This is a genomic window from Acidaminococcus intestini DSM 21505 (assembly GCF_000425045.1).
In the GTDB taxonomy this organism is placed as follows: Bacteria; Bacillota; Negativicutes; order Acidaminococcales; family Acidaminococcaceae; genus Acidaminococcus; species Acidaminococcus intestini.
Map to the genome: position 1 here is coordinate 43,397 of NZ_AULA01000005.1, position 14,555 is coordinate 57,951.

14 protein-coding genes are annotated in these 14,555 nt (G+C 51.8%); 8 read left to right on the forward strand and 6 right to left on the reverse strand.

The window, feature by feature from the left end:
• Positions 1-33 precede the first annotated feature (33 nt).
• From H503_RS0102195 to H503_RS0102215, 4 genes are all read right to left on the reverse strand, one after another.
• On the reverse strand, positions 34-1,227 hold the full coding sequence (locus tag H503_RS0102195) for a DNA polymerase IV (RefSeq protein WP_009015735.1): 1,194 nt from the start codon (positions 1,225-1,227) through the stop codon (positions 34-36).
• Positions 1,224-2,297 (reverse strand): tRNA 2-thiouridine(34) synthase MnmA, encoded by a 1,074-nt coding sequence (mnmA, locus tag H503_RS0102200; RefSeq protein WP_026385408.1) that lies wholly within the window; start codon positions 2,295-2,297, stop codon positions 1,224-1,226. Before mnmA ends, H503_RS0102195 begins: the two co-directional genes overlap by 4 nt.
• Positions 2,298-2,473: 176 nt before the next feature.
• Positions 2,474-2,830: a YbaK/EbsC family protein gene (locus H503_RS0102210; RefSeq protein ID WP_009015737.1), complete on the reverse strand. Its 357-nt coding sequence runs from the start codon at positions 2,828-2,830 to the stop codon at positions 2,474-2,476.
• Positions 2,817-3,971: a cysteine desulfurase family protein gene (locus H503_RS0102215; protein ID WP_009015738.1), complete on the reverse strand. Its 1,155-nt coding sequence runs from the start codon at positions 3,969-3,971 to the stop codon at positions 2,817-2,819. Before H503_RS0102215 ends, H503_RS0102210 begins: the two co-directional genes overlap by 14 nt.
• A 279-nt stretch (positions 3,972-4,250) precedes the next feature.
• On the opposite strand from H503_RS0102215, the gene rpsF reads away from it, so the two are divergent.
• The 8 genes from rpsF (at position 4,251) to H503_RS0102260 (ending at position 12,020) form a co-directional block, all read left to right on the forward strand.
• Positions 4,251-4,535: a 30S ribosomal protein S6 gene (rpsF, locus tag H503_RS0102220; protein ID WP_009015739.1), complete on the forward strand. Its 285-nt coding sequence runs from the start codon at positions 4,251-4,253 to the stop codon at positions 4,533-4,535.
• Positions 4,536-4,553: 18 nt separating this feature from the next.
• Complete coding sequence (locus tag H503_RS0102225; RefSeq protein ID WP_009015740.1) at positions 4,554-4,994, forward strand: single-stranded DNA-binding protein; 441 nt, start codon at positions 4,554-4,556, stop codon at positions 4,992-4,994.
• Between the two features lie 17 nt (positions 4,995-5,011).
• A complete protein-coding gene (gene rpsR, locus H503_RS0102230) occupies positions 5,012-5,248 on the forward strand; it encodes a 30S ribosomal protein S18 (RefSeq protein WP_026385409.1) in 237 nt (78 codons plus the stop codon).
• A gap of 181 nt (positions 5,249-5,429) precedes the next feature.
• Positions 5,430-7,028: an efflux transporter outer membrane subunit gene (locus H503_RS0102240; RefSeq protein ID WP_016459848.1), complete on the forward strand. Its 1,599-nt coding sequence runs from the start codon at positions 5,430-5,432 to the stop codon at positions 7,026-7,028.
• Complete coding sequence (locus tag H503_RS0102245; protein WP_016459847.1) at positions 7,009-8,037, forward strand: HlyD family secretion protein; 1,029 nt, start codon at positions 7,009-7,011, stop codon at positions 8,035-8,037. Before H503_RS0102240 ends, H503_RS0102245 begins: the two co-directional genes overlap by 20 nt.
• Positions 8,038-8,050: 13 nt before the next feature.
• Positions 8,051-9,799 (forward strand): ATP-binding cassette domain-containing protein, encoded by a 1,749-nt coding sequence (locus tag H503_RS0102250; RefSeq protein WP_009015111.1) that lies wholly within the window; start codon positions 8,051-8,053, stop codon positions 9,797-9,799.
• Positions 9,799-10,908: an ABC transporter permease gene (locus H503_RS0102255; protein ID WP_026385410.1), complete on the forward strand. Its 1,110-nt coding sequence runs from the start codon at positions 9,799-9,801 to the stop codon at positions 10,906-10,908. Before H503_RS0102250 ends, H503_RS0102255 begins: the two co-directional genes overlap by 1 nt.
• Positions 10,905-12,020 carry an ABC transporter permease gene (locus tag H503_RS0102260; protein ID WP_009015109.1) on the forward strand — a complete coding sequence of 372 codons (1,116 nt, stop codon included), beginning with the start codon at positions 10,905-10,907 and terminating at the stop codon, positions 12,018-12,020. Before H503_RS0102255 ends, H503_RS0102260 begins: the two co-directional genes overlap by 4 nt.
• A gap of 46 nt (positions 12,021-12,066) precedes the next feature.
• Here H503_RS0102260 and H503_RS0102265 read toward each other — a convergent pair whose 3' ends face one another.
• Positions 12,067-13,410, reverse strand: a complete 1,344-nt coding sequence (locus tag H503_RS0102265; RefSeq protein WP_009015108.1) for an MATE family efflux transporter — start codon at positions 13,408-13,410, stop codon at positions 12,067-12,069.
• Positions 13,411-13,669: 259 nt separating this feature from the next.
• Positions 13,670-14,533, reverse strand: coding sequence for a LysR family transcriptional regulator (locus H503_RS0102270; RefSeq protein WP_009015107.1), 864 nt, complete (start codon positions 14,531-14,533; stop codon positions 13,670-13,672).
• Positions 14,534-14,555 lie beyond the last annotated feature (22 nt).

Sequence of the window (14,555 nt, forward strand, 5' to 3'; positions counted from 1 at the left end):
TTGAAAAACCACGATCTGGACGCTTGAGTGCGTTCAAAGATCGTGGCTTTTTTTATAGGGGATGGGAGGGGCCCCTTTTTTGATGATGGTTTCCCCAAATCGTTTCTTCAGGGCATCCACAGCAAGGCTTCGCTGGGTATTGCGGTCGCTTTTGGAAAAGAGATTTTGCTCAGAACTTTCCTGTGGGACCAAGTGGCTCACGGTTACGCCAAGGAGCCTTACAGGATCCCGTAGGGGGTTCCTGCGGGTCAGGATCTTGACGCGTTCCATGATTTCTTCATCCAGCTGCAGGGGCAGGTCAGAGGAAAGGCTTCTCGTATGGACCTTGAAATCCTGTGTCTTCATCTTTAGCGTGACCGTATATCCGGAAAGGCCAGCACTTCGAAGACGAAAGCCCACTTCTTGGGAGAGGTTCCAAAGGATTTCCAGGATGACTGCATGATCTCGCAGGTCTTTTTCAAAGGTCAGTTCCCGGCCAAGGGATTGACGCTTTTCATCAGGAATGACGGGACGGTTGTCAAGACCGTGGGCAAAGCGTAGGATGGTTTCCGTATTTTTCCCGAAAAGGGGGGAAAGAAAGGACGCGTCACAGGCGGCAAGGTCCCCGATGGTCCTGATGCCAAAGCGCGTTAAAAGGGAGGCGGACCTTGCTCCAATGCCGAAGATGCGGGAAATCGGAAGAGGGGCGATGCGTGAGGCTGCCTCGCTCTGCCGGATGATGACAAGACCATTGGGTTTTTTGAGGTCGCTGGCGAGTTTTGCGAGGAACTTATTGGGAGCAAGGCCAACAGATGCTGTAAGGCCCGTTTCCTTTTTGATGCGTTCCTTGATGCGGAGGCCAAGGGCGGGGATGTCACCTACAAGGCGTTCCATGCCTGTTAGGTCCAAAAAAGCCTCGTCAATGGAAAGCGGTTCCACAAGGGGAGAAAATTCATGGAAGATTTGACGGATCTTTTGGGACAGTTCCAAGTATCTTCCATAGCGGCCTTCGACAAAGATGCCCTTAGGGCACCGCTCCAGGGCTTCCTTCATGGGCATGGCCGAGTGGACACCAAAGCGCCGGGCTTCATAAGAGGCCGTGGAGACAACGCCCCTTCCGGAAAGCCCGCCGACGATGACGGGTCTGTTGCGGTATTCTGGATGATCCAGCTGCTCAACGGAGGCAAAGAATGCGTCCATATCAACGTGCATGATCCAGCGTGGTCTGTTGGAAGAAACGGGTTTCATTGGAGAATCCCGCCGCCTATAACGACGTCTGTTTCATCACCAAGGCCATAGAGGACAGCGGACTGCCCTGGTGTAATGGCGCGCTGGGGCTCGTCAAAAAGGATGGAGAAGGTATCGGATCCGGTCGGGGTGACGATGGCCGGCTGCGCTTCCTGTCGATAACGGACCTTGACAAGGCAGGCAAAAGGTGCGTCCGGGACCTTGCCGGAAATCCAGTTGGCTTCCTTTACGGCTGCATCGCGGCGGAAAAGAGTCTGTGAAGGACCTACAATGACCGCGTTTTTCTTAGGATCGATGGCTATGACATAAAGCGGTCCATCGGGTTGGGGAAGTCCCAGCTTCTTGTGCTGTCCAATGGTATAGTAGATAATGCCTTTATGTGTGCCGATTTCCTTCCCGTCCAAGGTGAGGAAAGGACCTGGTTGGGGCTCATAGGAAAGGATGCGCTGTACGGCCTCTGTATAAGTTCCGTTGGGCACAAAGCAAATGTCCTGGCTGTCAGGCTTGTGGGAATTGATGAAGCCGCTTTCTTCGGCAATTTCCCGGGTATGGGTCTTTTCATAGTCGCCCAAAGGAAACTGCGTGTGGGCGAGCTGTTCCTGCGTGAGGTTATACAGGACATAGCTCTGGTCTTTTTTTGGATCTTTGGCGCGGAGCAGTTCATAGCAGCCATTGCGTTTCCGTATGCGGGCGTAATGACCGGTGACGATGGTGTCGCAGCCCAGTTCCTTTGCCCGTTCGTATAGGGCGCCAAATTTCAGGAACTTGTTGCAGTCAATGCAGGGATTTGGTGTTTTCCCGAGGGTGTAGGAACGGGCGAAGGTTTCCATGACATCCCGACGGAATTCGTCCATGTAGTTAAAGACAAAATAAGGCATGCCCAGACGGACAGCGACGCTGCGGGCGTCTTCCACATCCCGGATGCTGCAGCAGGTCTTGCTGCTGCAGCCGGCATCGGGGTTGTTGTAGAGCTTCATGGTGCAGCCTACACATTCATATCCTTGATCAAGCATAAGTTTTGCGGCTACGGATGAATCAACGCCGCCGCTCATGGCGATGAGTGCTTTCATAGGGATTCCTCCTTGGCATCTATAATTGACGCATCGATGATGCGGGGAATGTGACCCATAGTGGGCCAGAATCGGCTGATAAGGTCCTTTGCGGCAATCTTGAGGGACTTATCATTACGGAAGGGATGGAAGATTAGGTCCTTTTTCGATAAGAGGATACGGGAAATGAGCAAGTGTTACGGCTTGTTTCGTATCAAAAAGCAGTTCCAAGGCCGATACAGCCCCTTTTTCACAGCAAAGGAGACGGGAAAGGGCCTTTTTATCTTTTTATCTCCAAAAGTAAGATGTCCTGCTCCAAGCGTTTCTTGAAGGGCTTTTCCTGTAAAGAACTCTCCTTCAGCAAGGAGAAACAGGAAGAACAGCTTCTTTTTGGGTGCCTCCCCAAAAAGGTCCTTTACCGCCACAGCCTTTATGGTTTCCGCAAGGGCAAGGCCTTCGTCAAGGGTCACGATGGGCGGATGAGGGAAACCCTCATAGAGAATCTTTAGCTTTTGAAGGGGACCATAGATTTGTATTTCCTTATTGGTCAGCATGGTGCAGGTTTCGTAGGGCCGTAACGTGACCGATGACAATTTCCGCAATGGTATCGATGTCTTTTTCGTCAAGGTCTGCACCAAGACTGAACCGGATGGACGAGCGGGCCTGTTTGGCTGAAAGCCCCAAGGCAAGAAGCACATGGGAAGGTTCCGGTGAGCCGGAAGCACAGGCGGAGCCTGCCGAAACACAGATGCCGTCCATGCCCAATAGGGGCAGGAGGGCTTCTGATGGGGCGCTGTCAAAGGTAATGTTGAGCGTTCCCGGAAGGCTGGGAGAAAGGGCGCCGTTTTGCCGCACGCCTTTAAGGGCCAGCAGTTTTTTCCGCAGACGCTCTTTGAGGGACCGGATGCGAGCGCTTTCCGCAGCCTTTTCCTGCATGGCTTTTTCAAGGGCTGCGGCCATACCGACAATGGCCGGGATATTTTCTGTTCCCGCCCGTTTGCCCCGTTCCTGGGCCCCGCCTTCGATGAGGCTTTCAAGCTCGATGCCCTGCCTTGCATATAAGATTCCAACACCTTTGGGTCCATGGAACTTATGGGCTGAAAAAGACGCCATGTCAATGACCCCTTTTGTAAAATCAAGGTCCATATGGGCCGCCCCTTGTACGGCATCCGTATGAAAGAGAACGCCTTTTTCATGGCACAGGGTCCCTATGGCCTCGATGGGCTGGATGGTGCCAATCTCGTTATTGGCCGCCATGACGCTGACGAGGGCCGTATCTGGGCGCAGGGCTTTTTTGACACTTTCGGGACTGACGAATCCATCTTTTGAAATGGGAAGCAGCGTGACCTCAAAGCCTTCTTCCTTGAGGCGCCTCAGACTGTGGAGCACGGCATGATGCTCCATGACGGTGGAAATAAGATGACGCTTTCCTTTTTGGGCGCCTATATGGGCCCCTGTAATCAAGGCCTGGTTGTCGCTTTCGCTGCCGCCGCCCGTAAAGGTGATTTCTGACGGGTGGACGGATAGGGCGCGGGCTGCCTGTTCCCGTGCCATAATAAGGGCGCGGGCCGCTTCCTGCCCCTTGGGATGCTGGCTTGAAGGATTGCCGTAAGCTTCTGTAAGATAGGGCATCATCGCCTTGAGGGCTTCGGGATAAAGGGCGGTGGTGGCCGCTTGATCCAAATAGTAGAACATGATGGAACTCCTTTTTTCAGGGGAAAAACTTCCTTGAAAGGGAAGGATCCCGGTTTTTGGTTTCCTTATTATACACCAAAGTGGCTGTTCTAGGTACTGCCCCTTTGCCAAAGGGACAATCAGATGGCAAGAAACGGCCATTTTCCTAGAAAAAATGCCGTGGAAAAGTTCTTGAAATGTTTCATGAAGCATGGTAAAATAGTCAAGCTGTATATATGAAAGTATATACTTCTTCTGCTCCCATCGTAGGGAAGCAAATCCAAAGGAGGAGGTGATTTCGTGAATAACTACGAAGTCATGTACATCGTAAAGCCGGTTGAAGAGGAAGCTTATAGCGCTGTCGTAAAGAAATTCGACGACCTTCTGACGGCTAACGGCGCCACTATCGAAAAGACCGATAAGTGGGGCAAAAAGCACCTGGCTTATCCCATCCAGGACATCCAAGATGGCTTGTATGTATTGACCACTTTCAGTGCTGAACCTGCCGCCGTTAAGGAATTGGACCGCGTGATGAAGATTACCGACGAAATTCTGCGTCACATGATCATCCGCAAGGGCGAGTAAGCAAGGAGGATTTGGTGTATGAATAGGATATTTTTGTTAGGCCGGCTCGTACGCGATCCGGAAGTACGGGTAACTCCTACGGAACGTACCGTCTGCACCTTTACTCTGGCGGTGGACCGTCCCTTTACTGCGAAGAACGGCCAGCGCGAAGCGGATTTTATCAACATCGTAACTTGGAATAAAACCGCTGAATTATGTGGGAACAGCTTACTCAAGGGACAAAGGGCCCTCGTGGAAGGACGCCTGCAGATCCGTTCCTATGATGACAAGGACGGGAACCGTCATTGGGTCACGGAAGTCATCGCAGATCGGGTTGAATTCATTGAAAGAAAGGGTTCGGGTTCCCCGGCTCCTTCTTCTCAAGGCAGCACGCCTTCCCAGAGCGGAAATGCCCAGAACCAAGGGGGCATGGAAAGCTTTGGCTCTCCCATGGGTTTTGACGAAGAAATCCCATTCTGATAGGAGGGAAATACATGATTAACAAGCGTGACCGCGGAAACAGAAGACCGAGAAGAAAGGTCTGCTCCTTCTGCGTTGATAAAGTCGAAGAAATCGACTACAAGGATGTCGCAAAACTGCGCAAGTTCATCACCGAACGTGGCAAGATCCTGCCGCGCCGCATTACCGGTACCTGCGCAAAGCATCAGCGTCAGCTGACGATTGCTATCAAGCGCGCCAGAAACGTTGCTCTGCTGCCGTTTACGGCAGAATAAGGAGCTTAAAGGGCTGTACAATGAAGCGTTGCTTCATTGTACAGCCCTTTTTTCTGTGCCTATGCCTTGGCTGAAAGAAGAAAAGAGACTCCACCTTGAATTTCTTTACATAAAACCCTATACTTTGAATAGATAATTGTTGATAATATATCATTTTTTTAATTGGTGGGAGGTGGATGGGGTGAACTTCCTTCAACAGACATCCCTTGGCCTGTCTTTTCTTTGGCTCGTAGGGTCCTTTGCTCCGGCCCTTGCCTCAGCGGCCAAATCCGCTCCGCAGACTTTTTCTGGAGCGGCGGGGCAAAAGGATCCTTCTTGGATCGATTTGGCGACGTCTTATGGGAACCCGTACGTTCGGGATGACGTGGATGCTTCGCTATCGCAGCAACAGCTGGCTAGCTGGTGGGAACTCTTCCATGATGACACGCTGACAGAACTCATTTCTTTGGCCCTTGAGAACAACAAAGATCTTGAAGCCGCCCGTTCCCGGCTTTCTGAAGCTCGGGCCCAAGTTGGGATCGCAGAGTCTGCCCGGCTTCCCTGGATTAATCTGAATGGGGGATGGATGCGGGGAAACGTGCCGGATCACGTGGTTGACGGGGTGCTTCCCGAAGGTCCTGTACGGGACCAGATGGGGATTGACCCGCAGGCAGACGGATCCTTTGCCGGGATTGACGCGTCGTGGGAACTAGACGTTTTTGGAAGGACGAAAGCCAAGGTGCGGGCAGCTTCCGATACCCTTCAGGCCCAAAATGCCAAACTATATGAAGTGTGGGTCAGTTTATCGGCTGAACTGGCTTTAAACTACATCACCCTGCGGACTTTGCAGGCAGAGCGGATGGTTACGGCATCCCACATTGCCAGTGAGGAAGAAACCTTGGAATTGCTGCAGGTTAACCGCAAGTCGGGGCTTCTTTCCGATGTGCCCCTTCAGCAGTCGGAATATACCCTCTATAGTACCCGTTCCCAATTGCCCGCCCTCGATAAGGAAATTGCCGGCACCCTTTCGCGGATTGCCCTTTTGACCGGCACTATCCCGGGCTTTCTTGACCAGAAGCTGCGGACACCTCAGCCGCTTCCCGATATTGATGCACGTCTTTATGGGGCCATTCCGGCGGACCTGTTGAGGCAGCGGCCGGATATCCATGCCGCTGAACGCGCTTGGGCGGCTCAGATAGCCCGGACTGATGAAGCACGGGCCGCACTGAAACCTAAATTTTCCATCCTAGGGCTGCTTGGCTTTGCGACCCTTGGCGGGGGGCTTTTCTCAGCCGGCAGTCAGGGATTTTCCCTGGTTCCCCAGATTTCCTATCCTCTGTTTTATGGCGGAGCCCTCAAAAAGAATGTAGCTGTCCAAAAGGCCGCGGAAAAGGAAAAGAAAGCCCTTTATGAAAAGATGGTCCTCAAAGCAGCGGGGGAAGTCAGATCGTCCATGGCTGCCATTGCTGAAGATCATGCTGCCGCCCTGACCCTCCAGAAAGGACGGGCCGCTTCCCATAAGGCCTATGAACTGGTCCGCCATAACTATCACAGCGGGCTGGGGACCTATCTGGATGTGCTGGATGCCCAGCGGGCCTATCTGCAGGCTGACCAGAAATATACGGTCTCTAAGGGAAAGGAACTGTCTTCCTTGATTTCCCTTTTCAAGGCCCTTGGAGGTGGTTGGGGACCGCTTGAGGAAGGAAACGGGAGCGCTGTCAAGCGTCATCAGTCGGCGCTGACAGACGGCGGACCGTATGAAGAGAAAGGAAACGAGGCTCATGAAAGAATTCATCAATAGCCTTTGGGGGAAAAAGGCCGGAAAGGCCGCTATAGGAATCCTTGCTGCCCTTTTTATCATTGGTGGCGGTGTGACCTTATATGAGCGGCATGAAGCGAAACTGGCTGCCCAGACGCTGACCCTCAATGGAAATGTCGATCTGAGGGAAGTTTCCCTTGCGTTCAAGAACAGTGACCGCATTGCTGAAATCCTGGTCGAGGAAGGGGATGCGGTCAAGAAAGACCAGGTCCTTGCCCGTCTTGATTCGGATGCGCTCCAATATAAGGTGAAAATTGCGGAAGCCCAAGTGGCAGCCCAACAGGCCGTTGTGGATAAGCTGCATAATGGGACCCGCAGGCAGGAACTTGATCAGGCTGTTGCCAAAGCCCAGGAAACAGCGGCGAATCGAGATTTTCTCCAACGTGAATATGAACGCAAGCAAGCGGCTTACGATGCGTCCCAGGGCCGCTCAATCAGTGATGAATCCCTCGATGATGTAAAAAGCAAGCTTGACGCGGCTACGGCCCGCGCCAATGAGGCCCAGGCCAATTATGAGCTTGCTCTGGCCGGTCCCCGAAAAGAGGACATTGCGTCGGGAGAAGCCAAACTGGAGAGTCTGACCCAGGAATTGAAAGAACTTCAGTATACCCTCGGTCAATATGAACTCAAGGCCCCTCAAGATGGGGTGATCCGTTCACGGCTCCTTGAAGTGGGGGATATGGCTTCCCCGCAGAAACCGGTCTTTCGAATTTCCCTCAACACAAAAAAATGGGTCCGCGTTTATGTCAAGGAATCTGATTTAGGAAAACTTCATGAAGGCAGTCAGGCCAGCGTCTATATCGATAGTTTCCCCAATCACGCGATTCAGGGACAAGTAGGCTATATTTCAGGAACAGCCGAATTTACGCCTAAAAATGTGGAAACAAAGGACCTGCGTTCGGCCCTTCTTTATGAAGTCCGGGTCTATGTAGAAGACCCTGATAATCTGCTTCGCATGGGAATGCCGGCTACGGTCAAAATCAAACTGTAAAGGGTGAAGCGTCATGGATGAGGTCATAATCCGTGCCCAAGAACTGAATAAGACGTTTTCCCTTAAACGGGGAAAACGTGTGGAAGCCCTTAAGGATCTTGATCTTACTGTGAAAAAAGGGGAGCTGACAGCCATTATTGGTCCTGATGGAGCCGGGAAAACCACCTTTATGCGGCTTATAGCGGGATTGATGGATCCTACAAAAGGAAAGCTGTGCGTATTGGGGCTGGACAGCGTCAAAGAGGCGCAAACAATCCAGCGCCGCATTTCCTATATGCCACAAAAATTTGGCCTTTATGAGGACCTGACCATACAGGAAAACATGGAACTTTATGCCGACCTTCATGGCGTGCCCAAAGAAAAAAGGCCGGAACGGTTTCATAAACTGCTGACCATGATGGGCTTGGAACGTTTTACCGATCGTCTTGCAGGCAATCTGTCAGGCGGAATGAAACAAAAACTTGGTCTGTCCTGCACCTTGGTTCGATCGCCGGAACTTTTGCTCCTAGATGAACCTACGGTCGGTGTCGATCCCCTCAGCCGGCGGGAATTGTGGGAAATCCTTCAGGAATTTGTCCATGAAGAAAATTTATCCGTCCTTGTCAGTACCGCTTATATGAATGAAGCGGCACTGTGTCAAAAGGTCTATGTCCTTAACAAGGGACAGCTTCTTTTTAGCGGGACTCCAGACGGTCTTGCGGAGGTTGCTAGGGGCCGCTGCTATGCCCTTGAATCCCCTAAAAAGCAGCCGACCCGTCTCCTGCAGGCCCAGCTCATCGATGACCGGGACCATGTGGTCGATGCCGTGCCCCGCGGCGGGAAGGTTCATTTTATCCTCCAGGAAGGCGTGACTGGTGTTCCTTATCTCGAAAAACGCGGGATCAAGGCAGAGCCGGTTCCTTCCACGCTGGAAGATGGCTTCATGATCCTTTTGAAAAAAGCGGAAGAAGATTCCCTTCCCCTTTCCCAAGCTGGTGGATCCCTTGATCAGGAAGCGCTGTCCAGCCCTCGGAACGTGAATATCATTGTCAAGAATCTGGTCCGCAAATTTGGGGACTTTACAGCGGTTTCCAATACTTCCTTTGAAGTCCATGAAGGGGAAATCTTTGGACTTTTGGGGCCGAACGGGGCGGGTAAGACAACGACCTTCAAGATGCTTTGCGGGCTATTGCCAGCAACAAGCGGTTTTCTTTCTGTGGCGGGCGTCAACCTGCGGCAGGCCCGGACACAGGCAAGGGCCCATATTGGGTATGTCGCGCAGAAATTTTCGCTGTATCGCCATATGAGCGTCAAGGAAAACCTGCTCTTTTTTGGGGGTGTCTATGGACTTGGCCCTAAAAAATTGGCTCAGCGGATTGCGGCTGTTACCCATGAATTTTACTTGTCCGATTGTCTTGACCGTAAGGCTGGTGACCTCCCGGGCGGATATAAGCAGCGGCTTTCCATGGCTTGCGCACTCCTTCATGAACCCAAGATCCTTTTTCTCGATGAACCGACATCGGGAATCGACCCACTTACGCGGCGCAATTTTTGGCGGCAGATCACGGCCCTAGCGGCTCGAGGAACCACCATCATCATTACGACCCATTTCATGGAAGAGGCTGAATACTGTGACCGTTTCATGATTCAGGACAATGGCCATCTATTGGCCATTGGAAGTCCTGCGGAAATCCGGCAAACCCTCCATAAGGAGGGGGCGGATATGGATGAAATCTTTATGACGATTGTTGAACAGGCGCGAAGGAAAGGAGAGAACTCGTGATGAATGGATTCCTGCGGCGGATGGGTGCTTTGATCAAAAAAGAGTTTCTCCAGCTCTCCCGCGATTCCAGTTCCCTTTTGCTGGGGATTGTCCTTCCCATTGCGTTGATCCTGATTATCGGGTATGGCATTTCCCTTGATATCCGGGATATTTCCACGGCAGTTGTTTTGAAAGATCCTTCTCCTAAAGCCCAGGATGCGGTGAGTTTCCTGAATGGATCCCGCTATTTTTCTCCTACTTACGTCACCTCTTTCAAGGAAGCCGAAGCCCTCTTGCTCGATCGAAAGGCCAGTGTCATTATCGATATTCCGCCGGATTTCACATCCAGGCTTTCTCAGGGCCGGGCAAAAATCTTTGTCGCTCTCGATGGGGTGGAAACAGCCACGGCCATGACGACCCAGACCTATATTGAAAGCGGGATAGCTTCTTTTTTGAGGCGGCAGAAGGGAGTGGCAGGATCGGCACAGGTCGTCCTTGAGCCCCGCATGTGGTTCAATGATGCCAATTCCAGTACCTGGTTTTTCCTGCCAGGGCTGATTATGCTGATAGTAACCCTTGTGGGCATCATGTTGACGGCTATCGTCATGGCTCGGGAGTGGGAACGGGGCACTTTTGAATCCCTTTTTGTCACGCCCGTCCGTCCTTTGGAACTGATTCTTGCCAAGATTATCCCCTATTTTTGTGTGGCTATGGTGGGGGTTTTTCTTTGTCTTTTTTTCTCGCGGTTCCTCTTTGAGGTGCCCCTTGTGGGCTCTCTTGCGATGGTAATCTTGATTTCCATGATTTATCTTATGGTTGCCCTTGGCATCGGGCTTGTCATCTCTGAAGTGACCAAGAATCAGTTCCTTGCCTGCCAGTCCTCCCTTTTGATCAGCTTCCTTCCCTGCTTTGTCCTTTCAGGGTTTATCTTTGATTTGCGGTCCACTCCGATAGGGGTCCAGCTTATCGGTGCCATCCTTCCCTTCAGTCACTATTTGACCTGCATCCGGGCCCTTTTTCTTTCCGGCACCCATTGGGGGATTCTCCTTAAGGAGGGCGGCCTGCTGCTCTTATATGGAATCTTCTTTATTGGCGCGGCCTTTGGGATGACCAGAAAGAAGGTGGAATGATGGAAGGCATACAGCTTTATTTGGAACAGCTGGCCGTCATCTGCCGCAAGGAAATCCTGGCCATCTGGCAGGATAAGGCGACACGCCTCATCATTGTCGTGCCCTGTATCATCCTGGGTTTCCTCTTTGGCTATGCAGCCAACTACAATTTGGAGAAAGCCCCTTATGCTGTGATCGACCTAAGTCACAGCAAGGAATCGGCTGAGCTGATTTCCCGTATTGATGGAACGGGATTTTTCCAGCGGGCTGTGACGCTTCAAAATGCCGAGGAAATCAGTGACTATATCAACAGGGGCGAGGTTGTCATGGCTGTTTCCATTCCTCCTGATTTTTCCAGGCGACTGAACCACGCTCAGGAAGCCCCCGTACAAGTTATTGCCGATGGACGCAACACGGTGATTGCTGGCCAGGTCATAGGCCATATGGGGCAGATCATCAGTCGGTACAATCAGGAAAGGAGCGGAAGCAAAAGCCCCGTGGCCTTGGAAATGCGGACTTGGTTCAATCCCAACCAGATTACACGGTGGTTCTTTCTGCCAGGCATCATTGGACTCTTGAGTTTTTCCCAGGTCTTTCTGCTCTCGGGCCTTTCCGTCGCCCGGGAACGGGAAGAAGGAACGTTCGAGCAGATCTTGGTGGCGCCCATTTCAGAGCCCATTATCCTCATCGGCAAAGCCGTTCCACCCATGATTGTCGGCATCATCCAGTGTACGATCCTGCTTTTTATCAGTCTTTTCTGGTTCAAGGTGCCTTTTGCAGGGTCCTTTCTTGATTTTTATGCCGCGGTTTTCTTCTATGTCCTCAGTTCTACCGGGATTGGGCTCTGCGTTTCCGCCATTTCAAAGAATATGCAGCAGGTACTCGTTTACGTCATTGTCATGATGGTGCCTATGGCCCTTCTCTCGGGAATCATTACGCCAATCCAGAATATGCCGGTCTTCCTACAGACTGTGACCTATATCGATCCCCTACGCTTTGGCCTGGAACTCATCCGGCGCATTTACTTGGAGGGGCTGCCCCTTACCAGTCTTTCCTGGAATTTATTGCCCCTGACCGTCGTCGCTATTGTGACCTTGATCCTTGCGAGCTATTTGTTCCGCCATCATACGTGAAAAAGGGGCTGTGCAGGAAGAACCAATCATTTCTTCACAGACCCTTTTACTGTAGGTGCGGGTGATGCTTTTTGAGCAAGGACCAGCAGCCAAGGCAAAGAACAATCTGGATGAGGGTTGAGCACGGTGTTGCCAGACCAATATGGAAAAGGGACACCGGTTGGAATTGGCTCAGGAGATAGGAAAGGGGAACGCGAACCCCAAAGGATCCCAATATCCCTTGAGCCATGACAAACGAGGTGAGACCCAGCCCATTGTAAAAACCAATGAAACAGAAGAGAAAACTTGTAAGAAAAGCATCAAAAGCGTAGGCTTTTAGGTAGTCTGCCGCCGCTGCCATAACGGATGGGGAAGAGGTAAACAGGCCGGCCAGGATGTCGCCGTGAAAAAAGGTGAAAAAGCCCATGATAAGGCCGCAGCCGCAGGAAAGGCCCATGGCACACTGAAGGCCCTTGATGGCACGGTCCATGCGGCCAGCCCCCTTGTTTTGTGCCGTAAAGGCCGCCATGGATTGCATAAAGGCAGCAGAGACCAGCATGATGAAGCCGCAGATTTTTTCTGAGACCCCTACGCCGGCCGAAGCATTAACCCCGAGGCTGTTGGCAATGGCGAGGATGATGAGGAAGGACAGGCCGACAAAAAGATCCTGCACGGCAAGGGGGATTCCCAAGGAAAGGATCCGTTTGATTGTTTCCTTATGGAAGGTGACATGGGCCCGCGTCATTGCAAAGGGCAGGGGCCGGTTGGAGATGAGGTGATAGGAAACAAGGACGCTGATGGCTTGGGAGAGGACCGTTGCCAAGGCCGCGCCGGCGGCACCAAAAGAAAAGACGGCGACCATAAGGAGGTCAAGAACGATGTTTGACACGCAGGCAATGGCTACGGCAATAAAGGGGGTGCGGGAATCCCCCATACCGCGGAAGAGTCCGCCAATGAGGTTATAGAAGATCATGATGAGGGCGCCGCCGCCGCAGATGGATAGATAATGGACCGTCTTCAAAAAAGCGGCTTCCGGAGCATTCATGGCGCGGCTCAAGGGGGCCGCACCCAGGGTCAATAAGAGGCTGAAGGCAATGCCGATGAGGGCAAAAAGGATCAGGGAGGCTCCTGCAATTTTGCCGCCTTCTGAAGGCTTTTTTTGACCGATCTTCTGTCCCAAAAGGACTGTCGTTCCCGTGGCAAGGGAACTGATGAGGTTCGTCACAGTCTGCATGATCTGGGATCCTGTAGCCACAGCGGAAACGTCCGTGCTGGAAGCGAACTGACCGACGATAAGAAGATCGACGGTGCCGTACATGGCTTGGAGAAAAAGAGCAAACATGACAGGAAGGGCAAAGTGGATGAGGGCGCGGGGAACGCTGCCCGAGGTAAAATCGATTCGTGAAGACATGAAAAGGCTCCTTTCTGCAGAGAAAGCGGGAATAAAAAACGCCGGATAAGAAAACAGGCATTTCAGCCTGTCATCTTATCCGGCGTACTGTTTCTTTTGAACAGCGTACCCTCTGATGAGTGAATTTATTATACGGGAGACCATCCTGGTTGTCAAGGCGTTGTGCCTTTGAAATTAAAATTCTAATTAGGAATGTTAATCATCATTAACCATCATTTTACAGAATGAAAATGGGGCAGTACAATCGAGAGGAAGAAAATTACAGAATCTTGTGATAAGTCATCAAGGCTTCCAGAAAGGCCTGGACATGGGGTGCGGTTGATTCTCCATGAGAGATGAGGGCATAGGTGTGGCGCAGGAATGGGGTTCCATCTTGGAAGGTCATGGGTGCCAGGTTTCCTTGGAACTCCGTGAGACAAATCTTGGGCAGGATGGACCAGCCAAAACCTTCTTGGATGACATCGCGGCAGGCATCGATACTGCCAAGCCATAGAGCGGCGTCAGGAACGGTGAGTTTTTTTTCAAAGAACCAGCGGTCAATGCTGAACTTGGTGTCCATATCTGTTCGGTGTCCCACATAGGGTTCTTGGCAGAGGGTTTCTTCCGTGAGGGGGTGGCAGCTCACGAGGCAGAAGGGCTCTGAATCAAGGAGAATTTTCGTATCGAACCATTTGTAATCGCCGCGGACGATGGCAATATCTAGTTTGTGGTTCAATAGATCGCTGTAGAGTTTTTCACTGTGGGAATCTATGACGGTCAGATGGACGCGGGGATACGTCTGGGTAAAGCGGCGCAGGATGGTCGGAAAATGGCGGCTCATGTAGTTTAAGGAGACCCCAATGGTGATGGATCCTGTGAGCTCATCGGCCGCTGACGATACATCTTCTCGGAAGGTTTTTTCGAGAGCAAGGACCTGCTGGCACAAGGTGACAAACAGTTCTCCTTCCCGTGTAAAGCGGACCCCTTTGCGGGAACGGGTAAGCAGTTTGCAGTGGAATTCCTCTTCCCAGCCTTGGATCATCTTCGTCAGGGCCGATTGAGTTAGAAAGGCTTCTTTGGCTGTGTGGGTGATATTCCCGTTTTCGTGGAGGCGGAGAAAATAAGCGAGTTTTTTCGTATCCATTTTCAATTCCTTTCTGGAATGG